Source organism: Chloroflexota bacterium (assembly GCA_038040195.1).
In the GTDB taxonomy this organism is placed as follows: domain Bacteria; phylum Chloroflexota; class Limnocylindria; order QHBO01; family QHBO01; genus DASTEQ01.
The window spans coordinates 14,745-39,872 of sequence record JBBPIR010000010.1 but is presented as its reverse complement, the minus strand read 5'-3'; the positions used below and the strand labels follow the sequence as shown (position 1 = coordinate 39,872).

The 25,128-nt window shown below is 70.0% G+C and carries 22 protein-coding genes; 7 read left to right on the top strand and 15 right to left on the bottom strand.

Annotated features, from left to right (window positions below; all coding sequences use genetic code 11):
- Positions 1-196: 196 nt before the first annotated feature.
- The 3 genes from AABM41_09130 to AABM41_09120 all read left to right on the top strand — a co-directional run bounded on the left by AABM41_09130 (position 197) and on the right by AABM41_09120 (position 1,819).
- Complete coding sequence (locus AABM41_09130; protein ID MEK6192470.1) at positions 197-574, top strand: metalloregulator ArsR/SmtB family transcription factor; 378 nt, start codon at positions 197-199, stop codon at positions 572-574.
- Complete coding sequence (locus AABM41_09125) at positions 546-1,046, top strand: SRPBCC domain-containing protein (protein MEK6192469.1); 501 nt, start codon at positions 546-548, stop codon at positions 1,044-1,046. Before AABM41_09130 ends, AABM41_09125 begins: the two co-directional genes overlap by 29 nt.
- 584 nt (positions 1,047-1,630) lie before the next feature.
- Complete coding sequence (locus tag AABM41_09120; GenBank protein ID MEK6192468.1) at positions 1,631-1,819, top strand: CsbD family protein; 189 nt, start codon at positions 1,631-1,633, stop codon at positions 1,817-1,819.
- An 11-nt stretch (positions 1,820-1,830) separates the two neighbouring features.
- Here AABM41_09120 and AABM41_09115 read toward each other — a convergent pair whose 3' ends face one another.
- Genes AABM41_09115 through AABM41_09100 form a run of 4 tightly spaced genes read right to left on the bottom strand, consistent with a single transcriptional unit; the run spans position 1,831 to position 8,292 of the window.
- A complete protein-coding gene (locus AABM41_09115) occupies positions 1,831-2,262 on the bottom strand; it encodes a septum formation initiator family protein (GenBank protein ID MEK6192467.1) in 432 nt (143 codons plus the stop codon).
- 50 nt (positions 2,263-2,312) lie between these two features.
- Positions 2,313-3,896, bottom strand: a complete 1,584-nt coding sequence (locus AABM41_09110) for an NAD(P)/FAD-dependent oxidoreductase (GenBank protein ID MEK6192466.1) — start codon at positions 3,894-3,896, stop codon at positions 2,313-2,315.
- The gene (locus tag AABM41_09105; GenBank protein MEK6192465.1) at positions 3,893-5,095 is read right to left on the bottom strand and encodes an aminomethyltransferase family protein; all 1,203 of its coding nucleotides are present in this window, start codon (positions 5,093-5,095) and stop codon (positions 3,893-3,895) included. Before AABM41_09105 ends, AABM41_09110 begins: the two co-directional genes overlap by 4 nt.
- Entirely contained in the window at positions 5,092-8,292 is a 3,201-nt protein-coding gene (locus tag AABM41_09100) for an adenylate/guanylate cyclase domain-containing protein (protein ID MEK6192464.1), read from the bottom strand. Before AABM41_09100 ends, AABM41_09105 begins: the two co-directional genes overlap by 4 nt.
- 121 nt (positions 8,293-8,413) lie before the next feature.
- Between AABM41_09100 and AABM41_09095 the strand changes: the two genes are divergently transcribed.
- Together AABM41_09095 and AABM41_09090 are read left to right on the top strand one after the other, a co-directional pair.
- Positions 8,414-10,747 carry a DEAD/DEAH box helicase gene (locus AABM41_09095; protein MEK6192463.1) on the top strand — a complete coding sequence of 778 codons (2,334 nt, stop codon included), beginning with the start codon at positions 8,414-8,416 and terminating at the stop codon, positions 10,745-10,747.
- Positions 10,744-11,979 (top strand): ribonuclease H-like domain-containing protein, encoded by a 1,236-nt coding sequence (locus AABM41_09090; GenBank protein MEK6192462.1) that lies wholly within the window; start codon positions 10,744-10,746, stop codon positions 11,977-11,979. Before AABM41_09095 ends, AABM41_09090 begins: the two co-directional genes overlap by 4 nt.
- On the opposite strand, the gene AABM41_09085 is transcribed toward AABM41_09090, so the two are convergent.
- Positions 11,976-12,836 (bottom strand): PfkB family carbohydrate kinase, encoded by an 861-nt coding sequence (locus tag AABM41_09085; protein MEK6192461.1) that lies wholly within the window; start codon positions 12,834-12,836, stop codon positions 11,976-11,978. The genes AABM41_09090 and AABM41_09085 overlap by 4 nt on opposite strands.
- Positions 12,837-12,838: 2 nt before the next feature.
- On the opposite strand from AABM41_09085, the gene AABM41_09080 reads away from it, so the two are divergent.
- The gene (locus AABM41_09080; protein ID MEK6192460.1) at positions 12,839-13,159 is read left to right on the top strand and encodes a hypothetical protein; all 321 of its coding nucleotides are present in this window, start codon (positions 12,839-12,841) and stop codon (positions 13,157-13,159) included.
- A 4-nt stretch (positions 13,160-13,163) separates the two neighbouring features.
- Here the strand turns inward: AABM41_09080 and AABM41_09075 are convergent, their stop codons facing one another.
- The 9 genes from AABM41_09075 to AABM41_09035 form a co-directional block, all read right to left on the bottom strand.
- Positions 13,164-14,255 carry a DUF933 domain-containing protein gene (locus AABM41_09075; protein ID MEK6192459.1) on the bottom strand — a complete coding sequence of 364 codons (1,092 nt, stop codon included), beginning with the start codon at positions 14,253-14,255 and terminating at the stop codon, positions 13,164-13,166.
- A gap of 18 nt (positions 14,256-14,273) precedes the next feature.
- The gene (locus tag AABM41_09070) at positions 14,274-15,203 is read right to left on the bottom strand and encodes a D-2-hydroxyacid dehydrogenase (protein MEK6192458.1); all 930 of its coding nucleotides are present in this window, start codon (positions 15,201-15,203) and stop codon (positions 14,274-14,276) included.
- A gap of 65 nt (positions 15,204-15,268) precedes the next feature.
- A complete protein-coding gene (locus tag AABM41_09065) occupies positions 15,269-16,453 on the bottom strand; it encodes a zinc-dependent metalloprotease (GenBank protein ID MEK6192457.1) in 1,185 nt (394 codons plus the stop codon).
- A 9-nt stretch (positions 16,454-16,462) separates the two neighbouring features.
- A complete protein-coding gene (gene murI, locus AABM41_09060; GenBank protein MEK6192456.1) occupies positions 16,463-17,311 on the bottom strand; it encodes a glutamate racemase in 849 nt (282 codons plus the stop codon).
- An 8-nt stretch (positions 17,312-17,319) separates the two neighbouring features.
- Complete coding sequence (locus AABM41_09055; GenBank protein MEK6192455.1) at positions 17,320-18,468, bottom strand: response regulator; 1,149 nt, start codon at positions 18,466-18,468, stop codon at positions 17,320-17,322.
- Between the two features lie 18 nt (positions 18,469-18,486).
- On the bottom strand, positions 18,487-19,344 hold the full coding sequence (locus AABM41_09050) for a class I SAM-dependent methyltransferase (protein ID MEK6192454.1): 858 nt from the start codon (positions 19,342-19,344) through the stop codon (positions 18,487-18,489).
- On the bottom strand, positions 19,341-19,748 hold the full coding sequence (locus AABM41_09045) for a hypothetical protein (GenBank protein ID MEK6192453.1): 408 nt from the start codon (positions 19,746-19,748) through the stop codon (positions 19,341-19,343). The genes AABM41_09050 and AABM41_09045 overlap by 4 nt, the downstream gene beginning before the upstream one ends.
- A complete protein-coding gene (locus tag AABM41_09040; protein ID MEK6192452.1) occupies positions 19,745-22,777 on the bottom strand; it encodes an ATP-dependent DNA helicase in 3,033 nt (1,010 codons plus the stop codon). Before AABM41_09040 ends, AABM41_09045 begins: the two co-directional genes overlap by 4 nt.
- Before the next feature lie 60 nt (positions 22,778-22,837).
- On the bottom strand, positions 22,838-23,365 hold the full coding sequence (locus AABM41_09035; GenBank protein MEK6192451.1) for a DUF4446 family protein: 528 nt from the start codon (positions 23,363-23,365) through the stop codon (positions 22,838-22,840).
- Between the two features lie 234 nt (positions 23,366-23,599).
- Between AABM41_09035 and AABM41_09030 the strand changes: the two genes are divergently transcribed.
- A complete protein-coding gene (locus AABM41_09030; protein ID MEK6192450.1) occupies positions 23,600-23,788 on the top strand; it encodes a hypothetical protein in 189 nt (62 codons plus the stop codon).
- Here AABM41_09030 and AABM41_09025 read toward each other — a convergent pair.
- Entirely contained in the window at positions 23,785-25,116 is a 1,332-nt protein-coding gene (locus AABM41_09025; protein ID MEK6192449.1) for a replication-associated recombination protein A, read from the bottom strand. The two genes, AABM41_09030 and AABM41_09025, sit on opposite strands and share 4 nt — an antisense overlap.
- Positions 25,117-25,128: the final 12 nt, after the last annotated feature.

Genomic DNA, 25,128 nt, shown 5'->3' with positions numbered 1-25,128 from the left:
GAACCACCGACCAAGGGCTTATGAGTCCCCTGCTCTACCACTGAGCTACTCCGCCACGCCATTCGGAGGATACCGACAGTCGATAACTACGGCAATCGGCACACGCATTTCTGGCCGAAGCTCAGGAGGCCTTGACAACTTGTCGACGGCATGTATTATCCCGTTAGGTTAATTAGCCGCTAAGCGAAATGACGACATGGAAGCCGATCCCCTCAGCACGACGTTCGCCGCCCTCTCCGATCCCACCCGACGGGCGATCCTCGCCCGCCTGGCTCTCGGGGAGGCGACGGTCACCGAGCTGGCCGCGCCCTTCGACATGAGCCTGCCCGGTATCTCGAAGCACCTGAAGGTGCTGCAGCGGGCCGGTCTCATCGAACAGGGTCGACACGCGCAGTGGCGACCCTGTCGGCTGAAGGCGGAGCCCCTCCGCGACGTCGCTGACTGGGTCGGTCAATACCGCCGCCATTGGGAGGAGAGCTTCGAACGCTTGGACACCTATCTCCGCGAGTTACAGGACAGGCAGGAGCAATGGAATGGAGACGACGATGAGCACGACCCGAATCGACCGCGGTAGCACCGACACGACCGCCATCTACTCGGAGGGCGGCGACCTCGTGTTTGAGCGCACCTTCGACGCGCGACGCGAGCAGGTCTGGAAGGCCTTCACCGACCCGGAGATCGTCCCGCGCTGGTGGGGTCCTCACCGGACCACGACCACGGTGGCGAAGATGGACGTTCGGCCGGGGGGCAAGTGGCGATACGTCAGTCATGCACCGGATCGGGACGACGTGGCGTTCTACGGGGAGTACGTGGAAGTCGACCCGCCCGCGGGCTTCAAGTGGACCTTCATGTTCGATGTCGAGGGCATCGGTCCGCAGGGCGGCCCGGAGACGTTCACTTTTGAGGACGTCGATGGCAAGACGAAGGTCACGTCCATCGGGCACATGGGCTCGCCCGAGATCATCGAAGGCGCCCTGGCAACCGGCATGGTCGGTGGCGCGATCGAAACCTGGGACCGCCTCGAGGCCCTGCTCGCGAAGGGCTGAACCTCGGATCTACGTGGTGTGACGGAAGGCTATCGCTTCCAGCTGTCCGCCAGGAATGACGCCGCGAAGGCGGCGAGGCCCAGTGTCACGAGGTCGAGGGTTCCGACCTGGACCGCGAACGCGGCAAGCAGGAACAGGACGACGGCCACGAGCAAGAGGATAACGCCGAGCGTGACGCGCACTACGAGTACCTCCCGGTATGACTAGATGGAGGCATTACACCGCGACTGTCAAGTGCCACTCCGCGCCGACTTCTGGACCGATTCACGCACAGATTGAGCCCATCTCGAGGGAGCCGGGACCTTGGGCTCCCCGTCGACCGGCCTACCGGCCGAGCCTGCCGCGCCCGAAGTAACCCAGGACAAAGAGCACGATAACGACGATCACGATGATGATGATGATGGTTTCGATACTCATGAGTTGATCCACCTGCTGCCAATGCCCGCGAATGGTAGAGTGCCGCTTCGTCGTCCTTGGCGCGGGCCCAAGGGCAGCGGGGCAGATGCCGAGTGAGGCGTCTGCTGACGTGGAGGATAGCGCAGACAGACCGGCCGGCAATGCTCGCAATAGCGGAGGTGAACAAGGTGACCGACGATCGAGTGGAGGGTGCGTTGGACGAGACCAAAGGCGCCATCAAGGAAAAGGTAGGCAAGATCACCGGCGATCGCTCGACTGAAGTGTCAGGCAAGCTCGATCAGGCCAAGGGCAAGCTCAAGGGGAAGGTCGGCGAAGCCAAGGAAACGATCCGCGACGCTGGCGATCGCAACCGGTAAGGCGTCGGCGATCAGGGACTAAGGAAGAGTGCGATCCAGCGCTCCAGCATCGGCGGCGCCTGGGATGGAGTCGCCGGCGAGGTTGCCGGGGCTGGTACCGCGGCCCCAGGCGGGATGAAGAGGATCTCCTCGCCGGGGTATCCGAGGTTCCGGAGGCGGCGCGCCTCAGCGGTCACGTAGGCATCGCTCTGGAGGTACTCAAGCTGTCGCTGGAGGGCAGTGTTCTCCGCCTCAGCCGCCGCCACCTGGGCCTCGAGCGATTCGGCCTGCTGACCGATCGACCAGCCCACGAACGCCTGGCGTCCGACGTTGAAGGCCACCAGGGCAACCGCGCCGACCACGATCAGGCTGATCAGCGTCCGCCGCCGCAGGCGGGGAAGGCGGAAGGGTCGCGGCGCGGGAGCCAGCCCCCGAGGCGTGGCCGAAGCCTGCATGCCGGTCATTCCGCGGGAGTCTACGGGCCGCCTTTCGGCAGCGTCAAGGAATTCGACGCTCAGCCGGCGGCCCGGTCGTTGAGGATCTGCCCCGCCGCCAGGCGGCCGGGCGCGCCCATGACGCACCCGCCGGGGTGGGTTCCGGAGCCGCACTGATAGTAGCCATGGATCGGGGTCCGATACTGCGCCCAGCCCGGCGCCGGCCGGAGGAAGAACATCTGGGGCGCAAGCAGCTCGCCCGCGAAAATGTTCCCCTCGCTCAGCCCGACGGTGCGCTCGATGTCGAGCGGTGTCACAACCTCGCGCTGGAGGACCAGCTCCCCGAAGCCCGGGAAGTAGCGTTCGAGGGTGGTCTGGACCGTGTTGCCCAGGTTGTCCCGCTCCGCGTCCCAGTCGCTCTCGCGCAGCTGGTAGGGGGTGTATTGCACGAAGCAGGACATGACGTGCTTGCCCGGCGGCGCCATGTCGGGATCGACGGTCGACTGGATGGCGCAGTCGATGTACGGGTTCTGGCTGTACCACCCGTACTTCCCCTCGTCGAAGGCCCGCTCCAGGTAGTCCATGGACGGACCGATGTTCGTGAACCCGCGGAAGATCTCCCCCCGGTCGGCCAGGGCCGGGTAGCGCGGCAGCCCGTCCAGTGCGAAGTTGACCTTCGACGCGACGCCCTGAAATTTCATGCGCCGGACGGTCTCGACCAGGTCGTCGGGCAGCTCCCGCGGGTTGACCAGCTCCAGGAACGTGCGTCGGGGGTCGAGCGCGCTGACCACCACGTCGGCCGTGAACTCGGTCCCGTCCGCCAGCGCCACACCGCTCACCCGCCCATCGGCGGTCAGGACCCGTTCAACCGGCGACTCGAGCCGGATCTCGGCACCGAACGACTCGGCCGCGCGGGCCAGGACCTGGGTGAAGCCGCCGTTGCCGCCCTTGTGGAACGCCCACGTCCCGAACTCGCCGTCGTGCTCGCCGAGCGAATGGAACAGCAGGACCAGGCCCGAGCCCTGGGAGCGAGGTCCGACCTTGGAACCGATGATTCCCGACGACGCCAGCCAGCCCTTGAGGAGATCGGACTCGAAATAGCCGTCCAGGAAGTCCGCCGCACTGCCGGTGAGGAGCCGGATGGCGTTGTGGAGGGTGCGCTTGTCGAGATGGCGGAAGAGCCCGCCGAGGGAGGCGAGGGCCAGCAGCTCCTCGGGGTCGTCACTGAACGGGTCGGGCGGGACCATGTCCAGCAGCGGTTTGATGGCCTGGCACACCCGATCCATGTCGTGGCTGTATTGCTCGTAGGCATCGGCATCGTGTGGTGATATGCGGGCGATCTCACGGAGGTTGGCGTCGTGATCCTGGGTGAACCACAGGTATTCCCCGTCCGGGGTCGGCGCGAACCGTGACGACATCAGTAGCGGCAGGAAGCCGTGCTTGGGCAGCTCGAGCTCCTGGACGATCTGGGGCCGGAGCAGCGACAGCGCATAGGAAAAGGTCGTGAACCAGAAGCCGGGGCGCAGCTCCTCGGTGATGGCCGCCCCGCCCACGATGTGCCGCTGTTCGAGGATGAGCGTCTTCAGCCCGCCCCGGGCTAGGTACGCCCCGTTGACCAGGCCGTTGTGGCCGCCGCCGATGACGATGGCGTCGTAGTCGGTCATGAGGCCGTCTTCCGCTGCGGGTTGAAGAGGGGCAGCCGCGCGACGTGGGCCGCGACCTTCTCGTAATGGTGATCCACCGTGAACTCCAGGTGCACTCGAGTCCCGACGGCCGCCAGGTCGGGCCGGACACGGGCCAGGGCGATGTGACGCTGGAGAACCGGTGAATACATGAAGCTGGTGGCGTACCCCACCCGCGAACCGTCGCCGTTGTATACCATCCAGTCCTCGTGGACCGGGGCGTGCCCCTTGGGCGGGATGAGGCCGGCCTCGCCGTAGACGCGGTCGTAGTCCTCCCAGTCCACCACCAATCCGCTCATCCGCCAGCGGGACGTCTTCTCGGCGATCTCCCGCTCGAGCGCGCGACGGCCGATGAAGGCGCGGTCGTCATCGGTCAGCCCCTTGAACATCCAGGCCCAGCCGAGCTCCAGGGGGGTGGACCGATGGGCGTCATTGAACGCGAATCGGCTGGAGTCGAAGTCCTTACCGAGCAACAGCAGCCCGGCTTCGATGCGGAGCATGTACAGCGCCGCCAATCCGTAGGGGAGGACACCTTGCCCGTCGCAGACCTCCCACAGGGCGTCCCACACGGCCAGGGCGTCCGGTGTCTGAGCCCAGACCTCGTAGCCCAGGTCGCCGGTGTAGCCGGTTCGGCTCACGAGGACCGACTTGCCGCTGATCTCCCCCGTGGTGATGCCGAAGAAGGGTAGCTCGGCGACTCCTGGCACCAGGCGGGTCAGAAGGTCGCGCGACCGGGGCCCCTGGACGGCGAGGGCGCCGATGTCCAGGCTCACGTCCTCGAGGGTGACCTGCATTCGGCCGACTCGGTCGGCAAAATAGGCGAAGTTCGGCTCGGCCGAGGTGAGCAGGTACTCGTCGGCAGCTCGGTGCTGGATCACGCCGTCCTCGAAGACAAAGCCGCGGTCGTCGAGCCAGGTGGTGTACTGGGCGTGCTGCGGTGGGCAGGCTCGGATATCCCGGGCCAGGATGCCGGCCAGGTATCGCTCCGCATCCCGGCCGGCGAACCGGTACTTGTACAGCGGCGAGGTGTCGAAGATGCCGGCCGCGTTGCGGACCGCGAAGTACTCGAACTTGTCCGACACCTGGTAGCGGTTGGCCGCCAGATGCCCGGCCCAATGGCTCCACAGGCCCGTCTCGTTCAGGGCGCTGGTCCGTTCGTGGAAGGGACTGGTCCGGATCATGGGACGGCAGCAGCGGGGCGTTCGAGCCATGTGCGGAGGCGGCGAGCCGACGCAACATTGCCCTTGCGCTCGAACAGGCTGAGGGCCTCATCAAAAGCGGCTTGGGCCTCCTCCCGCCGGCCGGCAGCCAGGAGCACCCGACCCCGGATCCGGATGGTGTCGGCGGTGTAGTTCAGGTAGTCGGTGGGCGTGATCAGTCGCATGGCGTCGTCGATCGCCATCAGCGCAGTTCCATGGTCGGCCTGAGCCGACAAGACGAGCGCCTTGGCCCACCCGATCGTCACATGCGTGGCGAAGTCATCGCTGGCCGCCAGAGTGCGCGCCTCTGGGATCAGGGACGCGGCATCGTCCAACTTGCCTGATTCGGCGAGGTAGGTCGCAAGCAGCGCCGTGACCGTGGAATTGAAGGACGTTTCGCCCCGCGCATCGAGGTACCGCTTGTCGCCGCGTAACCAGTCGATCGCCTCGGTTGGGCGTCCCAGTCGCCAGAGGCTCTCGGAGCGCTGCTGACCCCCGGACCAGAATCGAGCGTCGGGGTCTCCTAGATCCGCCCATGCGCGGTCCACCCGGTTCAGCGCCGCGTCGAAATCCTCGCCTCGGTCGCTCATGGCCGACAGCCACCCGATGAGCTCATCGGCCCTTCGGCGGCCGACGACCCCGTCACCCAGGATCGATCGGATGGTGTCGACGCTGCGCAGGCCATCGGCAACGGGCTGCGAGCCCCAGTACGCATCGGAGTTGAAGCCCCAGACGACCATGAGCCGCTCGTCCATCGAGATGCGTTCGACGTGCGGCACGACCCGCTCGCACATCTCGCGCTGCACGCGGCATTGCCCAAGGAAGAACTCGAATTGGGCGAGCCTGAGCAGGCTGGTCGTGATCGCGTCCTCGTCGCCCAGCGCCTCGGCCTCGGCCAGCCACGACGCGAAAGATGCCCGGGCCGCCTCAAAGCTCAGCTCCGGATCAGTTCCCGACCGCGCACTCACCCGGTAGACCGACGCCCGGATTCGGAGGCCCGGAACCTCGGCCGCCTCGGGCGAGGCGAGGAACCGGTCGAGAATGGCGATCGCAGGCGCCATGTCACTGCTCCCAACCAGGAGCGAGGCCAGATCGACGTTGGCCTTTGCGCGGTCGACGCCCTCGAGCATCTCGCCGGCCCGCTCCAGGAGGTGAACGGCGCTCATCGCATCACCGCGCGCAGCGGCCCGTTCCGAGGACTCCTGCAGCGCACGGCCGGCCTCCTGCCCGAGTGCACGGGTCCGGTCATCGATCGGGCCGAGCTCGGTCCGATAACGGTAGGCCTGCTCGAGGTGGTAGCCGAGGATCTCCTGGTACTCGACGACCCGATCGCCGGCAGCCCCCGTCAGCCACCGGGCGAACCCTTCGTGCAGCTCCGCCCGCTGCTCCTTGGGCATGGCCTGGTAGGCCGCGTCCCGAATGAGCAGATGGCGGAAGCGGAAGGCATCCTGCCCGGCGAATTCGGCGCGGTCGGGACGGATGAGCTCCTTGCGCGCCAGGGCCAGCAGGCGCGGCCGCACCTGCGAGCGCACGGCTTCGGGCGACAGCGAGGTGACAGCCCCGATGTGGAAGACCTTGCCTTCAACCGCACCCCGTTCGATCACGGCTCGCTCCTCCGACTCCAATCGGTCAAGGCGGGCCGCGAGCAGGAGCTGGATGGTTGGTGGGACGGTGAGATCGGCGAGGTCGGAGACTGCCCGCCAGGCGCCGTCGGTCAAGCGCAGCAGGCCATCGTCGACGAGCATCCCGATCATCTCTTCAACGAACAGCGGGTTGCCCTCAGCCGCAGCCAGGATCCGATCGCGCGCGGTCGGCGGCAAGGCAGCTTCGCCGAGGATGTTGTCCAGCAGGGCCCCGGCCTCGTCCCCCGCCAGCGGCTCCAGCAGGATCGAGGTGGCATTCAGCTTGCCGCCACCCCAGCCGGGACGGATCTCGTAGAGCTCGGGGCGGGCCACGCACACGATGAGCAGTTCCGCATCGCGCGTCCAGTCGGCGAGGTGCTCAAGGAGGTCCAGGAGCAGAGGCTCGGCCCAGTGGATGTCGTCGAAGACGACGATCAGCGGGCGCTCTCGGGCCAGGTGCTCGAAGCATTTCCGAACCGCATAGAAACCGTCCTCGGAGCTGCTCGGATCGGCCCAGTCCAGGAGTCCGCCGACCAGGCGGGCGATGCGGTCGCTGTCATCTGCTCCGGCAAGGACCGTGCTGAGCCGTGTCATCGCAGTCGGCGCGTCGTCGCCCTCCGAGATTCCCGCCGCCTGGTGCACGATCTCGCGGAGCGCGTAGTAGGTAATGCCGTCCCCGTAGGACAGACATCGCCCACGGAGCACCGCGGCATCGCCGGTGCCGGCCAGGAACTCGCCGATCAGGCGCGACTTGCCGACTCCGGCCGGACCCAGCACGGTGAACAATTGCGACGTTCGATCGCCACGGGCGCGCTCTAGGGCGCGTCGGAGGACATCGAGCTCCTTGGCACGCCCGACCATGGGCGAGTCCAGGTTGCGCATGTGCCCGGCCGTATCCGGCAGGACCTCGAGGAGGCGGAAGGCCTTCACCGGCGCCGACTTGCCCTTCAGGTCCAGCGCGGCGACCTCCTCGACCAAGACCGCGTCCTTCACCAGCCGCTGAGTCTTGGCTCCCAGGAGCACCTGGCCGGCCTCGGCCGCCTGCTCGAGTCGGGCGGCCAGGTTCACCGCGTCGCCGGTGACCAGCCGCTGGCCGGCGCGCGGGTCACCAGCCACCACCTCGCCGGTGTTCACGCCGATCCGGATCGCCACCTGCACGCCGTGGTCACGCTCCAGCTCGACGTTCAGGGCGGCGAGCGCCTCCTGCATCTCGTATGCCGCGCGAACGGCGCGCACGGCGTCGTCCTCGTGGAGGAGGGGGATCCCGAAGACCGCCATCACGGCGTCGCCGATGTACTTTTCGACCATGCCGCCGTGCCGCTCGAGCACGGCCGTCATGGCGTCGAAGTAGCGGGCCTGGACGCGGCGTAGGGCCTCGGGGTCCAAACGCTCACCGATCGCTGTCGACCCCGCCATGTCGGCGAACACGATGGTGACCACCTTCCGGACTTCGGAGGCGGGCTCCGTCGTCTCCGGCAGCGGCGTCGCGCACGCCTGGCAGAAGCGCGCGCGCTCCGAGTTCTCCTCACCGCAGGATGGGCAGACGCGCACAGACATCGCAGCACGATACCGCGGAATCGCCGCCGCGCGACACGTGAGCTGTCAGGACGTCGATCTACCTTCCGCGCGATCGATCGATCGGCGAAATCGCGTCGCAGAATAGAACGCGTGTGCTATTTTGCGTGATCGAACCGTCGAGCGAAGGGAGCTGAACATGCTGGCCAACCGTCCTGCCTCCGCCGAGGACGCCATCGAGGCGTTGCTGGGCGACCCGTGGCTCGAGGCGCTGACCGCCGCCCACCGGATCGTTGAGCCCCGCCCCCCGCGCCACGTTCCGTGGCCCGCGGATCTCGATCCCCGCCTGGTAAGCGCCCTCCGCCAGCGCGGAGTCGAAGCGCTCTGGACGCACCAGGCCCAGGCCCTGGAGGCGGTCCGCGCCGGTCGCAACGCGTGCGTGGTCACGCCCACCGCCTCGGGCAAGACGCTGTGCTACAACCTGCCGGTCCTCGACGCTATCGCCCGCGACGAGACGGCGCGCGCCCTGTACCTGTTCCCCACCAAGGCCCTCGCCGCCGACCAGCTGGTCGAGCTCCAGGCCCTGGCTGCCGCCGCGGAGCTGGACCTGAAGACGAGCACCTACGACGGCGACACCCCGCCCGCCGTGCGGAGCGTGGTGCGGGCCGCGGGACAGGTGGTCATCAGCAACCCGGACATGCTCCACGCCGCCATCCTTCCGCACCACACCAAGTGGTTCAAGCTGTTCGAGAACCTCCAGTTCGTCGTCATCGACGAGCTGCACACGTACCGCGGCCTGTTCGGCTCCCACCTGGCCAACGTCATCCGCCGCCTGCGCCGCATCTGCCGCCACTACGGTTCGGACCCGGTCTTCATCTGCGCTTCGGCCACCATCGCCAACCCGGGTGAGCTGGCCGAGCGCCTGGTCGGGGCCCCGGTCACGGTCATCGATGATGACGGGGCGCCCCGCGGACGGCGCCACGTCCTGATCGTCAATCCGCCGCTTGTCAACGCCCCGCTCGGCATCCGGGCCAGCAGCCTGCTGACCGCCCAGCGGATCGCGGAGCGGTTGATCCGGGATGGGGTCCAGACCATCGTGTTCGGGCGCAGCCGGACCGCGGTCGAGGTCCTGACCACGTACCTGCGGGAAGCCCTCCCCGCCCCGCCCGGTCACCAGTCCCCCATCCGCGGCTACCGGGGCGGCTATCTCCCAAACGAGCGACGCGAGATCGAGCGCGGCCTGCGCGAGGGGCGTGTGCGCGGGGTGGTGGCCACCAACGCTCTCGAGCTGGGCATCGACATCGGCTCCCTGGACGCCGCCATCAGCGTCGGCTACCCGGGGACCATCGCCTCCACCTGGCAGCAGCTGGGGCGGGCCGGCCGGCGGGGAGGCACGGCCCTATCGGTGCTGGTCGCCTCATCGGCGCCCATCGACCAGTTCCTGGCCGCGCATCCGGACTGGTTCTTCGACCGCGCGCCCGAGCACGGCCTGGTCAACCCCGACAACCTCCATCTGCTGCTCGACCACCTGCGGGCCAGCACCTTCGAACTGCCGGTCCCCGCCGACGAGCTGTTCGGGATCGACGAGACCCCCGCCCTGCTGGCGGTGCTGGAGGAAGACGGCTTCGTGCGCCGGGCCGGGGATGATCGGTACCACTGGAGCCATGAGAATTTCCCGGCCAGCTCGGTCAGCCTGCGCAGCGCGGCCCAGGAGAACGTCGTGGTCCTGGACACCACCACTGACCCGCATCGGGTCATCGGCGAGGTGGACCTGTTCGCGGCCCCGCTCCTGCTCCATGAGCAGGCCATCTACCTCCACGAGAGCGTCCAGTACCACGTCGACCGCCTGGACTGGGATGAGCGCAAGGCCTACGTGCGGCGGGTCGACATCGACTACTACACCGATGCCGACCTGGGGGTCACCCTCAAGGTCCTCGACGTCGCCGACCAGACCGATGCGGGCACGGGCGGCACCCGCGCCCGGGGGGAGGTGATGGTCGCCTGGCACGTCACCCTGTTCAAGAAGATCAAGTTCCACACTCACGAGAACGTGGGCTGGGGACCGGTCAACCTGCCCGAGCAGCAGATGCACACCGCCGCCACCTGGCTGGTACTGCCCCAAGCGGCCTGTGCCCGGTTCGATCGCGACACGCTCGACGGCGCCCTGATCGGGCTGGCTCGCCTGACCCGCAACACCGCTCCCCTGCTCCTCATGTGCGACGCCCGCGACCTGGGCGTCCAGGCCCAGGCCCAGTCCCCATTCACCGGGCAGCCGACCCTGTACCTATACGACGCGGTCCCCGGCGGCGTGGGTCTCAGTGACCGGCTCCACGAGCTGTGGGACGAGCTGTTGGTCGTGTGCCGTGACCTGGTTCGGGACTGCCCGTGCCTGGAGGGCTGTCCCGGCTGCGTGGGCCCCGCTGCGGAGGTCGGGCCTCGCGGCAAGGCCGCCGCCACCGCGCTGCTCACCGAGCTGGCCGCCGCGGACCGCGCGTGACGACCCTCGAGCAGCGCCTGGCGGCGGTTCGCGCGGAGCGCGGCAGTGGCACGGGCGGAGCCGGACGCAATGACGACGTTGCTGCGCGGCTGGCGGCCTGGGGCGGGGCGCGACTTACCACGGCGCAGGGCGGCCGGGTGGCGCTGGTCGAACGGCGTGTGCGGATCCCAGAGGCGGTGACCCGGCAGCTGTCCGACTGCGCGCCGACCCGCTATTTCGACACCGAGACCACGGGTCTGTCGACCGGTGCGGGGACGGTGATCATCCTCGCCGCGGTCGGCCACGTGGAGGACGGGGCCGTCGTCGTCCGCCAGGCTCTCCTTCCCGACTACCCCGATGAACCGGCCCTCCTGCGCACCGTGTTGGGCTGGATGGCCGGTGGCGAGCGGCTCGTGACCTACAACGGGCGGGGATTCGACGTTCCGCTGCTGGCGGCCCGGATGACGATCCACGGCCTGGGCCGGGACCTGGCCGGGCTGCCGGCCCGCCACGACGATCTGCTGCCGGTGGCCCGGCGCCTGTGGCGGCGGGTGCTGGGCAGCGCGCGCCTGGCGGATGTCGAGCGCGGCGTGCTGGCCGTGCGGCGGCGCGGGGACTGCCCGTCGAGCGAAGTGCCGCAGCGCTGGTTCGCCTACCTGTCGGGCGGCTCACCTGATCTGCTGGCCGCGGTGATCGATCACAACGCGCAGGACGTGGCCTCGCTGGTGCTGCTCGATGCCGAGATGGGACGCCTCCGCGCCGGGGGTTGGCGGGATGGCTCGCTGGTCGACCATCGGGGTCTGGCGCTCGAGCTCCTCCGCGACGGCGCGGATGAGGATGCGCTGGAGCTGCTGGAGCGCGTCCTTACCGGCGCCCTCGAACCAGCATCCACTGCCGGCGAAGAGCCACACCGCCTGCGGCGCCTGGCGGCCCGCATCCTGGTGGCCGGCGGGCACTCGGCGCGCGCCGAGTCCCTGTGGCGCGAGGCCGCCCGCAGCGGCACCGTGGAGGCAGCCCTGGCCTGGATCGAGGTCGCGCGCATCCGCGAACGGCACGCGGCGGACCTGCCCGGAGCGCTGGAGGCGACCCGGGCCGCCTCCCGGGTGCTCGACCTGGCGCTGGCCCTGGGACGTGGCGGCAGCCTGGACCGCATCGGGCGCGCCCGGTTGGTGGTCGAGGGCCGCCGCCGCCGCCTGACCCGTTGGCTGGCCGCCGCCGAGCGCCGCGCTCAGCGCCAACCGCTGTCCGCCTAGCCCGGCGGGGTCCGGGTCGCCAGGTAGGTGGCGGTCGCGGACGCCGCATCCTCGGCCGCATCGCGGAGGGCACGGCCGGCCCCCCGGCGGGCGACCAGGACCGCCGCGAACGCGTCGCCGGCTCCGATCGTGTGGGGGCCCTCAACCACCTCGGCGCGGACGTGGGACGCCGGACCCACACCGTCGTCGAGCCAGGCGCCCTCGGTCCCGGCGGTCACCACCAGCTGCGGTCGCGGGCCGGCCCACGCCCGGAGCTGGACCAGGGCTGACGGACCGTCGAACGAAGCCAGGTCGTGGTGGCTGGCAATCAGCAGGTCCAGTCCGCGCAGCGCGGCGGCCAACCCCGGCTCGAGCTCTGCCAGCGGGCGGGTCATGACCCAGCCGTCCGGATCGGTCCGGCGCAACCAGCCCTGCAGGCCCGCCGCCCGGAAGGGGGCCTGCACAGCCTGCACCGCGTCTGCCGCGACCTCGCCGGCGACCGGGGCGAACAGCACCGCCGCAGTGACCGGAAGGCGGTCCGGTTCGGACACTTGGATCGGACCGGTTGCCCCACGCAGCCGGAGGCGACGGGCGTCGTCGGTCCCGTGGTGCTCGAAGCGGATGGAGCTCGGCGCCGGGTGCCGGATGACGTCGGCATGCGCCGCCAGCCCGTCAAGCGCCTCGCGTACCACCGGTTCCTCCCCCGCCACGGTGTGGAGCGCGACCCGCAGGCCGACGGCCAGCGCAGCCTCAGTCGCGTAGCGAGCCGCTCCTCCGGCGGCTTCGCCCCAACCCGCCAGGTCGTCCACGGTGATGCCGCCGATGATCAACAGATCGATCGGGATCGGCCGGCCGGCGAGCGGGATATCATCGGTCACCCATGAGCCTCCATTTCTATGAGATCCACGAGGGCGCCACGGACCTGCTGACCGATGCGCTCCTGGTGAGCGAGCGCGCGATGAGCGGGGAGGAGTTTGCCCGGCTGGTCCGCGCCGCGCGGGATGCGGTGGTCAACACATTCGAGGAGGACACCCTGGTGGAGGCCGTGGCGCGCGAGCTGGAGCGGACGCATGGATTCACCTACATCGGCGACGAGAAGCTCGACGCCTCGATGGCGGTGGGAGCGCGTGACGAAGACACGTTCCTTGTCGACCTCTCGGAGGAATTCCGCAGCGTGATCGTGGAGCTCGACCGCTCCTGAGCCATCATCGGCCCACGTTGAACAGGATCTCGATCACGTCCCCGTCCCGCACCCGGTAGGCCTTTCCCTCCGAACGCAGCACGCCCCGTTTACGCGCCTCCGCGGTCGAGCCGGACGCGACCAGTTCCTGCCAGTCGACGACCTCGGCCCGGATGAACCCGCGCGCCAGGTCGGAATGGATGGCCGCGGCCGCGTCCAGGGCCGTCGCGCCGATGGGGACGGTCCAGGCCCGGCACTCGTCAGGCCCGGAAGTCAGGAATGAGAACAGGCCGAGGAGCGCGTACGTTCGGCGAATGACCCGTCCGCGGGACGGTTCGGTTATGCCCAGGTCGTCCAGGAAAAGTTGGGCATCCGCCTCCGGAAGGGCCGCGATCTCGGCCTCGATCCGTCCGGCCAGCACGATGACGTCCCGATGAGGCCGTGCGTGCGCGTTCTGGGCTTCCGCTTCCAGCTCGGCCGCCTGGGCCAGGCGTTCCTCGGCGACATTCAAGACCACGAGCTGCGGTTTCTGCGACAGGAACCGAAAGCCGCGCGCCAGGCGCTCGTCGTCCTCGCTCCAGGCCAGGTCGCGGAGGGGGCGTCCCTCCTCGAGCTCCGGTGCCAGGCGGTCCAGCAGGGCCTCCTCGCGCGCATTCTGCTCGCGCTCGGCGGGGGTCCCGTGGCGGCCGGCGGTGCGCAGCCGTTCGAGGCGGCGGGTCACGACGTCGAGGTCGGCCACGACGTACTCCAGATCGAGGTCGTCGACCTCGGCCCACGGGTCGGGCGGCCGATCGGCACTCGGGCTGTCGAAGGCGCGGGCCACCACCAGCAGGGCATCCGAGTTCCGGATCCGGCCCAGCAGGTCGGGGTCCACGGTTCCGGCCCGGGTGGCGCCGGTCGGGATCGCGAGGTCGACGTAGGTGACGTCCGCGTACACCGTCTTGCGCGGGTGAAACACGGCCGCCAGGGCGTCGACGCGCTCATCGGGGACCGGTACCACGCCCACGTTGGGTGCCGCACGGCCCACGGCGTGGCCGGACTCGGTCGGGTGCCCGCCGAGGGCGGTGAAGACCGTCGTCTTGCCCGATCCGGGCAGGCCGACGATGGCGACCTGCATCGGTCAGACCCCCATCGGTCAGTAGCCAGCCTCGAGGTCGACCAGGTTCTCGAGCGGCTGGTCGGCGAGGTAGCGTTCGAGGTTGGCCACGAACAGGTCGAGGCTGCGCTCGAGGACCCGGTCGGAGGACCAGGAGGTGTGCGGCGTGATGACCAGGTTGGGCGTGTCGTACAGCGGCGAGTCGGCGGGGAGCGGCTCCTCGTCGAAGACGTCGAGCACAGCGCCGCCGATCCAGCCCGCGGCCAGGGCACGACACAGGGCCAGCTCGTCCACCAGCCGGCCGCGGGCGATGTTGATCAGCCAGGCATGACCCGGCATCTCCTGCAGCTCGGCCGCACCGATCAGCCCGGCCGTGGTGTCGGTCAACGGAGCGGCAATGACGACCACGTCGGCGGTTTGGAGCAGGTCATGCATGCGATCTACACCCCAGACCTCGACGTTCGATAGCTCCCCGCTGCCCAGCTCCGGGTGGCGACGGGTAGCCACGATGCGGGTCCGGAACGGCGCCAGCAGGCGCGCCACCTCGGCGCCGATGCTGCCGTAGCCGACGATGCCGACCGTGAGGCCGCCCAGCTCCGTGCCGCGCAGGGGCTGCCAAGTCCGCTCGCGTTGGAGGTCGAACAGCTGCGGCAGGCGGCGCGCGATAGCGAGGCACATCATCACCACGTACTCAGCGATCGGTCGCGAGAAGACTCCCCGGGCATTGGTGACCTGCAGACCCCGCTGCCGGGACAGCGGGGTCACGACCTTGTCCACCCCGGCGGAGATGGAATGGATCCAGCGCAGGGCCGGGGCGCGTTCGATGACGTGGTCCAGGGCAGCTGCGCCGATGCCACCCCGGAGCAGGACCTCGGCCTCGGCGAGGGCGGCCTCGGCGTCGCCATGGGCCAGCCCGTCACGCGAGATCTGGGTGACCACGGCGCCGGGAACGGCCTCGATGCGGGCCACCGTCTCGGGGGTCAGCGGAGCGCCGAAGATCGGAGTGGTCAGGATCCGGACCTTCCGGGGCGGGCTCAGGAGCGGGCCTCCTCCGTGTCTCGCGCTGCGGTCGCGTCGCGTGCGTCGGCGCGCGCGAGCCAGCGTTCAGGTGCTCGGATCTCTGCCAGGCTGGGCAGCCATTCGGGCCCCCGCCACACCCGCGCGAAGGCGGCCTGGCCGCGGGCCATGACCGCGGCCACGAATCGCTCGCCCTCCGCGTATTGCTCGAGCTTGAGGTCGAGCCCGGTCAACCGCAGGACGACCTGCTCCAGCGGTCCGCGGCGCCGATGGCGGCCCTCGAACCGCTCGTGGAGCTCGTCGAAGGCGGGCAGGATGCGGGCGCCGACCGCATGCATGACGTGGTTCGAGGCGCCTTCCAACAGCGACATCAGCGCCTGGGTATGGCTGAACGCCTCGCGCTGCTCGGGCGTCATCAGGCGTTCCATCCAATGCCCCTCGCCGCGGGACGCGTTCGCCAGCCGGCCCCACAGCCCGCCGGCATCGGCAGCCAGCCGGTGGATGGTCTCCTCGACCAGGGCCGCAAAGTGGGCCCGCAGCCACGGATGCGCCTCGAACTCATAGGCGTGGGTGACCTCGTGGATGGCGATGAACGTCCGGAACGCGTTGCGCTCGATGCCCAGACTGTCGGCGGTGGCCGCCACGTTGGCGTCGACGAAGTAGAGCCGGCCGCGGGTAGGTGCCGCGCTCGCCAGGAGGCTGACGTCGTACTGTCCCAGAACCTTGGCGGCCAGGAAGGCGAGCAGCCAGCCGAGCTGGTGGTTGCCGAGGCTGCGGTTCACGATGCGCGCCAGCGATGCGCCGGCCCCACGTGGCGTTGACCGCGTCCCCATCAGCTCGGTCTCCAGCCGACCGATGAGGCGCTGGAACGTTCCGAGGTTGAGGTCGATCCACGCCAGGCGGTCGATGACGGCCGGGGGCTCAAGCGGGTGATCCAGCTGCGCCCCGATCTCGGCGGCCACCAGGGGAGCCACCCGCTCGGCGGCGGCGGCGTAGAACGCCTCGGCGGCGAGGCGCTCGCGCGCGGACAGGCTGCCCGTTCGGGCGCCGACCCGGCGCCGCGCGATGGATCGAATGGCTGCCCAGTCCAGCAGATGGCTGCCGGCGCGCCGCTCGAGCCGCCGGCCGGCCACCGCCACGGTGACCGTCAGCAGGCTGCCAAGGACGATCCCGGCCGTCAGGCGCGAGGTGTTCCGTCTCACGCCCGCAGTCTAGTCGGCGCGGGCCGGCTCCGCGGATGGCAGGTCAATGGCTTCGATGTCCGACAGGTCGCCGCCGAAGACGCGGGTCGCCACCATGCGAAACGCGGCCGGGTCCCCGGTGGTGACCACGCGGTGTGGGGCCGGCGGCACGCCGGTCCGCGGCCCGCTGCGGGCCTGGAGCGCATCGAGCAGGTCCTCGAGCGCCAGCGCGGTCGTGAACGCCGAGTCGACGACGCTCACCGCGGGGCCCAGCTGTCGTTCGAATACCGGGCGCAGGAGCGGATAGTGGGTGCAGCCGAGGAGCAGGGTGTCGAGCTGCCCGTCCTGGGCGCGGAGGGCATCCAGGTAGCCGCTGATCGCCGCTTCCACCTGAGCGCCGGCCAGCTCTCCGGCCTCTACTAGCGGCACCAGGTCGGGGCACGCCTGCTGGCTGACCGTGACGCCCGGATCGGCCTCACCAATGGCCGCCAGGTAGGCGCCTGACGCCACCGTCCCGGCGGTCGCCACGACCCCGACGTGCCGGCTTCGGGTGGCGGCTGCCGCCGCAACCGCACCGGGGCGCACGACGCCCAGGACCGGAATCGCAACCCGCTCTCGGATCTGCGGCAGGGCCTGGGCTGTGGCCGTGTTGCAGGCCAGGACCAGCACCTTGGGTCGTTGGTCCATGAGCCAGGCCGCGCATTCCAGGGTGTACTGCTGCACCTCGTCGGCTGGCCGCGCCCCGTACGGGGTACGGGCGTTGTCGCCGAGATAAATGGTGGTCTCGGCCGGGAGCCGGCGCTGGATTTCAGACAGGACGGTCAGGCCGCCGACGCCCGAGTCGAAGACGGCGATCGGGCGCGGGTCGGGCGAGACCACGGGCCGGGTCAGCGGGTAGCCACCGACAGGGCCGGGGTCCGGCGTCGGGCCGACAGGGCGGCCGCGATGCTGCGGACGCCCTTGGAGATCTGGGCGTCGGGACTGGCCGACACGAACGGCACGCCCTCGTTGTTGGCGGCCAGCACGAGGTGGCCATCCGACACGATCTCGAAGTCGATGTGCTGGCCGAGGACCTCCTCAACCTCCTCCCGAGTGATGCCGCCCGACGCATCGGCTCGGTTGAGGACCACCGCCATCTTGGACGGGGGATAGCCGATGGCCGCGAAGGCCTCGTTGGCCATGGCCAGGGCCCGTACCGCCATGGCGTCGAAGGTCAGTATCTGGAGGACCAGGTCGGAGGCGTCCAGGAACGCGAGCACCTCATCGGTCAGCCCGGCACGTGTGTCAATCACGACGTGGCCATACAGGCGCCGGAGGAGGGACAACGACTTCTCGATGTCGCGGGTGGTGATCATCTCGGCCATCTCGACCCGCGGCGGCGCGAGCAGGACGTCGATGCCGGACGGATCGCGCCACATGACCTCCGACACGTCGCTATCGCGGATCTTGTCGGTCGGCAGGTCGAGGATGGAAAGCGCGTTGGCCGGGGCTCGCAGCAGGCCGCGCAGGTCCGAGAACTGGAGCGAACCGTCGACTAGGCACACCGGCTCTTCGCCCGCCAGGGCCACGGCCAGGTTGTAGGCAAGCGTCGTCCGGCCCACCCCACCCTTGGGCGAGAACAGGCTCACCATTTGCGCCCCGGCACCGGACGTGGCGGTGACCCGTTCCTCGGCGATGCGGCGGATGATGGTGGTGAGGTCGAAACCGGCCAGCGGCATGCGGAGGACGGCGTCGATCCCCTGTGCCGGATCCTCGGTGATGGGCTCCTGCGGGACGGTGAGCACGATGATCCCCACCTCGGGATGGGCCTGCCGGATGCTGGACGCGGCCTTGGCCCCGCTGACCCGGCCCTGGAGCAGCCAGTCGATAATCACGACGTCGGGGCGGAAATCGCCGACCGCGGCCAGCGCGCGATCCCCGTCGCCGATAACCTCGACCACCTGGATCTGGGTCTGGGCGACCAGCAGGGATCGGACGTGCGACGCCACTTGGGGCACGTCCTCGATCATCAAGAGCCGGATTCGCTCGCCTGCCACCTTGTCTGTGTTATCGCCTCATCCGAGTTCCATTCCACGTCGCGCTGACCGGTGCCGGATACGCCGGCTGAGGACGATCAGGCGCTCGCTCTCGGCCGAATACGCCTCCGGGTCGTGGGACCCGTGGGTCGCGGCGACAGCGAGTCCCGCGGCCTCAACCAGCCGCGAGACGATGTCAGGAAAGGGGTACCAGAGGCGGAAACTGGCCGGAAGCCGCGCTATCGTACCATCGGGGTCCTGTCGGTCCACCACGGTCGACAGGGCGATCCTGAGCCCTTCGGGTGCATCGCGGCGCACGAGCTGGCTCCTCCGCGTGAAGCGACGGCCCTCAGACTCGATGACCCAGTCCACCGCCAGCGGCATGTCGCCCGCCGGCAACGCCCCCGGCCCCAGGTCGTCCAGCACGAGCAGGCCACGCGGGGTGAGGAGCCGCGCGGCTCGTGCCAGAAGCCGGGCCGCATCCTCCGGGCCGTCGAGGTGCGGCAGCACACCCGCAGCGACGATCAACCCGAAGCGCTCCGGGCGCCGGACGGATCGGACGTCGCCGAGGACCAGCTCGATCCGGCCTTCCGCGTCGGCTTCCGCCAGGCGCGGGTCCGCTGCGATGCGGGCCCGCGCGCGACGAAGCATTGCCGCCGATGCATCCACGCCGACGATGCGGCTGGCGCGGCCGTCGAGGAACGTTCCGAACAGCCGACCAGATCCGCAGCCGAGGTCCAGCACCGCCCCTCGTACCCGCCGAGTGAGCTCACGGTAGAAAGCCCGGTCCTCGATAACAGCATCGTGCTCGAGGTCGTAGATCTCGGCCAGCTGGTCGGCGTCTGTGGCCTGCCCGCCGAACGGATCGCCGGACGCCGGGTCGGGGCCGGGGGTCACTCGCTGTCGAGCCGGCGAATGGCGAGCCACTCGGCGGCCATGGCGACGCCACCCACGACCACCGCCGAGAAGGGATTCAGGGCATCCACCAGCCGCAAGCCTGCCACCGCGGCCAGGACCAGGCCGGCCAGCGCCCCGCGCCGGGCGGCGCGGCCCCAGGCCCCGAGATACGCGATCCGGCGCCGTGCTGCGAAGTCGACCACGAACGCCCCGGGCGTGATGAGCAGCCCCAGCGCCAAGCCGGCCAGGCCGATCACGAGCACGCGGTTCCGGTCGGCATCGGGACATGGATCACCCGGCACCGGGCCGGGGCACAGCTCGGTGGCCAGGACGAGCACGCCGACCATCGCCGCCACGGCTGCCGCCGGCAGAACGACGATCAGAAAACGGTCCCGGAGCTTCACCGCGCCGCGTCAGGACAGATGGTACGGAACGGGCAGGACGCACAGCGCATCGGTCCCGGGTTGGCATCGAAGCGCTTGGCCCGAATCCCGGCGGCGGTGGACGCGATCTGGGACCGGGCCTTCTCCAGACGGGCGGGGGTTGCCTGGCTGAGGCCCACTTCCCCCGATTCGAGGAAGTGCAGCGCGAGCCGGTCCGGCGGTCGCCCGTGCTCGGATTCCCAGGCCAGGGCATACATCGCCAGCTGGAGCGACTCGCGCGAGCGGCGCGTCGCCGTCGCGGGGTCGCGGACATCGCCCGATTTGTAGTCGACCACGCCGATCGCGCCATCCGGATCGCGGTCGATGCGGTCGATCCGTCCCCGGACCCGGTCCGGACCGAACCGAAAGGCGAACTCCTGCTCGACGCCGATGACCGGAGCCGGGGATGCCTGCTGCTCGTTCCAGAAGCGAGTCAGGGCGGCGCGGGCCGAGGCGCGGCGCGCATCTTCGTGGGCCCGGGTCACGAACCCGGTGGACTCCCAGTGCCGATCGAGCTCGGCGTGGAGCTCCTCGAGCGGCATCACGGATCCGCCCATCTTGGTCCGGTGGAAGGCCTGGACCGCGGCGTGGAGGGCACGGCCCACGACCAGTGGATGGCTGACCGGGGTGGGCAGGCGAATCAGGTGGGCGTAGCGGTAGCGGGCCGGGCAATCGGTGTAGTCGCTGACCTGGCCGTAGCTCAAGGTGAGCGGTTCCTCGACCAACCCGGGGCGCGGGGCCTCCACCGAACGCACCGGCCCGACCTCGGTGGGCGGGCGGAGGCGCTCGATCCGTTCCATCGGGTTGGGCCGCAGGATGTCGGCCGGAAGAGCGGGCCCCACGTCCAGGGCCTCGAGCAGGAACTGGCTCGGCCGCCGCGGGCGCTCCCCTTCATCGCGGGCCCAGGTCATGGTCAGCCTCTCGCGGGCCCGCGTCATGCCCACGTAGCACAGGCGCCGCTCCTCGGCGAGGTGGTAGTCGCCGTCGATTGCGACCTCGCGGACGAGCTCATCGGGCAGGTCGACCGGCTCGCGCCGCGTGCGGGTCGGGAATCGGTCCTGGGCCATGCCGACCATGAACACGATCGGAAACTCGAGGCCCTTGGCCTTGTGGCAGGTCAGGACGTGGACCGCCTCGGTGGCCTCCAGGTCCGCGTCGGCCGTCGCGGGGTCGTCGCCGGCCTGGATGAACGTATCCAGCCGGGCGACGAGGAACGGCAGTCGCGGGTCGCGAAGGACGGCCGACGCGCGGCGCAGGATTTCGAAGAGGCGGGCGACGTTCTGGAGCCGTTCGGGACCACTTTCCCGGGCCTCGAGCGCCAATCGCGCCAGCCACCCGGTGGAGGTCACGAACCGGTACAGGATCTCGCCGGCATCCAGCCGGGCCGCCAGCTCGCGATGGGCGTCCAGGGCGGCGAGCAGGCGCTGAGCGATGGCGGCCGGTGCTCCGCGCAGGGTGGCTTGGGCCGGGTCAGCCAGCCCTTGCCGCAGCGCGACCTCCAGGCCGAGGTGGCGGCGCGACGCCCGGTTCAGGACGCGGCTGGCCTGGTCGGGCGCGAGGCCGAAGATGTCCGAGGTGGCCAGGTCGAACAGGCTGACCGAGTCCTCGGAGTCATTGAGCGCGCGCAGGAAGCTGAGCAGGACGCGGACCTCGGGCTGGCGGTACAGGCCTGCCGTGCCGCTGAAGCGCCACGGAATGCGCCGCAGGCTGAGCGCGCGCAGGTAGGGATCCGCGTCGCGGTTGCCCCGGACCAGGATGGCGTGGTCGCCTGCCCGCCGGCCGGTGGCGATGGAGGCCGTGATGCGCTCAGCCACTGCGTCGGCCTCGTCGGACGTGGTGGCGAACGCGAGGCTGCTCACCTCCGGCGCGTCTGGCGCGACCCGCTTCGTCGGGCCGCGTGCCCGCAGATGCTTGTCGATCCGTTCGCGGACCTCGAGCCGATCGGGGTCGTTGTGGCGGATGAGCCGATACGCCGCGTCCAGCACCGCCTGGGGCGATCGGAAGTTGTCGGTCAGCACCACCCTGCCGGTCTTTGGGTAGGCGGCCCGGTAGCCAAGAATGTTCGACAGGGCTGCGCCCCGGAAGCGGTAGATGCTCTGGTCGTCGTCGCCGACCACGGTGACGTTGCCTGACGGGGCCGGCGCCAGCAGCTTCACGAGCTCGAACTGGGCATGGTTCGTGTCCTGGAATTCGTCGACCAGGATGTACCGATAGCGACCTCGCTCCGTTTCCAGGATGTCCGGGTGGTCGCGCAGGAGGCCAAGGGCCAGGCTGACCTGGTCGCCGAAGTCGATCCGATTCGCCGCGCGCAGGAGCTGCTCGTACGTCTCATAGGCCGCCGCAAGCTCCTGCTGGCGGGCCGCCTCCTCGGCCAGCGCTGCGTCGTCGGGGTCTGCGGCGGCGCGGGCCGCGATTCGCTCCGCGGCCGCGCGGTACTGGGCCGGGGACGCGTCCTCATCGCGCGCCCGCGAAAAGTGCGTGGCCAGCATCGACAAGAAGCGGGTCGGATCCCCGAGCGGGCGGTATCGGTCCAGGGGCAGCTCATCCAGATGCTCGCGCAGGAACGTCACCTGCTCCGGACGGGACATGACCGCCACCTGGTCCGACAGCCCGGCCCCGAACCCGTGCTCCCGGATCAGACGGTCCCCGAAGGCGTGGAAGGTGCAGATCACCGAATCGGCGTAGCCATACGGAACGAGCTGGTCGACCCGTTCCTGCATCTCGGCCGCGGCCCGCTCGGTGAAGGTCAGGGCCAGGATCTGGGAGGGTTTGGCTCGCTGCTCGGCGATGAGCCACGCAATGCGGCGGGTGAGGACCGTCGTCTTGCCGGTGCCCGCCCCGGCCACCACCAGCAGCGGGCCGTCGCCCCACGTCACCGCCCGCCGCTGGCGAGCGGTCAGGTCGGCAAGAAGCGGTGGCTGGACACGAAGGTGGCGTCGGCGGGGTGCGGGCGGCCCCACCAGCTCCTCGAAGATCGGGATCTGGTTGGGTGAGGGGACGACGGCAGCCACGGAATCGATGGTAGCCGAGGGGTCGGGCATGCCGGCAGCCTGTGCCGCCGCCGCGACAGGTTATCGGTCGCGTTGAGCGCCGGCGTCTCGGAGCCCACCAGATGCGATGCGCACCGCCTTCTGCTCCTCGTCCGACAGGGCGTGGCTGGCCTGGCCGGCTTGTACGGGCTTGGCGAAGATCCGGGTCCCGCCTCTGCCGTGCAGGCTGCTGATTACGATCCCGCTCTGCTCGTCGTCGAGGAGCGCGATGGCGAAGCTCTGATCGGACCCGGTGTCCTCGAACGGGTTGAACCGGACCAGCCCCACGTGCTGGAGGCTGCCGCGGGAGCGAGATTCCACCAGCCGATACCGGCCGTCCACCTCAGCCAGCCGTCGGTCCACGGCCTCCACTCGGGCGGCCTGGGCGTCCAGGGTTCCAGCCAACGACGTCCCGGTCGTCTCATGCACCAGTGCCCGGTAGGCGGCCGTCGCCTTCGACAGCCTGCGGCCGAGGATGACGAGTGCCCCGACCAGCCCGAGGACCACCAGGGCCGATGCGCCGACGACGATCCACAGGTTATCGAGCAGCCACTGGTTGAGGTCGGCCACGGGCTGGGTATCATACCGACCCCGTCGGTAGCATCAGGCCGTCGCGGAAATCAGCTCAACGAGGTGCTCATGCCCCGCCGCAGCGGAAAGGCCGCTTCCCGACGAGCCCGCCAGCAACGCCGGTCTCGCCACCCGGCAGCACCTAGACCGAGCGGCGCGCGCCCAGCGGCAGCACCCAGCCTGCCCTCAGCTCCAGGCGAGGCCGCGCGAGCTCCGTTACCCGCCCCTGCCGGAGTGAGCGGGCGTCCGTTCGCGGCCGGACTGTCGACGGCCGGTTCGTCCCGACTGGGCGAGACCGCCCGCGCCGAGTACCACTACGTGGCGCGTGACCTGCGCAATACGGCCGTCTTGGTCCTGCTCATGGCCGCCCTGCTGGGGGTGGCCGTGGTCGCAGTCAACCTGGCCGGGATCGGTCCGAGCTAGCCCTTCCGGGCGTCCATCAGCCGGCGCAGCCGCTCCCCGATCTGCGCTTCCATCCCCTGGTCTGACGGCTCGTAGTAGACCCGCCCGAGCAGGGCATCGGGCAGATACTGCTGGTCGACATCTGCGCCGGGAAAATCGTGCGGGTACCGATACCCCTTGCCATGGCCCTGCTCGCGGGCCAGCCGCCGATGGGTACCCGGGCGTAGGTGGAGCGGCACTGGCAGCCGGCCTTTTTCCTCCACGTCGGCCAGCGCCGCCCAATATCCGGCCCCGGCCCGATTCGACTTCGGCGCCGCAGCGATATAGCTGGCAGCCTGGGCCAAGGCGTACTGGGCCTCGGGCAGGCCGATCATCTCGACCGCCTGCATGGCGGCCACCGCTATCTGCAGCGCCCGCGGGTCCGCGTTGCCCACGTCCTCGCTGGCGGCGATCACGATCCGGCGCGCGATGTAGGTCGGGTCCTCTCCGGCGGCGATCATGGACGCGCACCAGTACAGGGCCGCATCGGGGTCGTTGCCGCGCATGCTCTTGATGAAGGCGCTGATCGCCTCGTAGTGCCCGTCACCGGCGCGGTCGTAGGCCAGCAGGCGTTCCTGGGCCGCAGTCGATAGGGCCACTGCGTCGAGGGCTGACCCGTCCGGTGCGGTCGCGGCCGCGGCCTCGAGCACGTTGAGGGCCTGGCGTGCGTCACCCCCCGACATGTCGAGCAGCGCGGTCAGGCCGTCATCGGTCAGCGACAGGCGGCCGGACAGGCCGGCCGCATCGGTCAGAGCGCGGTTGATGATGACGGTAAGGTCCTCCGCGTCCAGCGGTTCAAGCCGATAAACGCGCATTCGGCTCAGGAGCGGGGCATTCAGCTCGTAGTACGGGTTCTCGGTGGTGGCTCCCAGGAGCGTGATGGAGCCGTCCTCGACGTGAGGCAGGAGGGCATCCTGCTGGGCCTTGTTGAACCGATGCAGCTCGTCGATGAACAGGACGGTGCGCCCGCCCGCTTCGCGTCGGGCCTGGGCCTCGGCGACCAGGGCCCGGACGTCGGCGACACCGCTGGTGACTGCGCTGAGCTGGCGCCAGGCACCGCCGGCCTGGTCGGCGACCAGGCGCGCAAGGGTAGTCTTGCCGCTCCCCGGCGGACCCCAGAAGACCAGGCTCGGCAGGTAGCCTGGGCGCACGACCTGCAGGAGGGCGCCTTCGGGGCCGACCAGATGCTGCTGGCCGACGAATTGCTCGAGGTGCGCCGGTCGGAGGCGCGCGGCGAGGGGTGCGCCGGGGTCGGGCTGGTCCTCGAATAACGGGCGGTCGGGCATGACCACCGGGGTGCGCCGGGGCATGGGGCGAGTCTA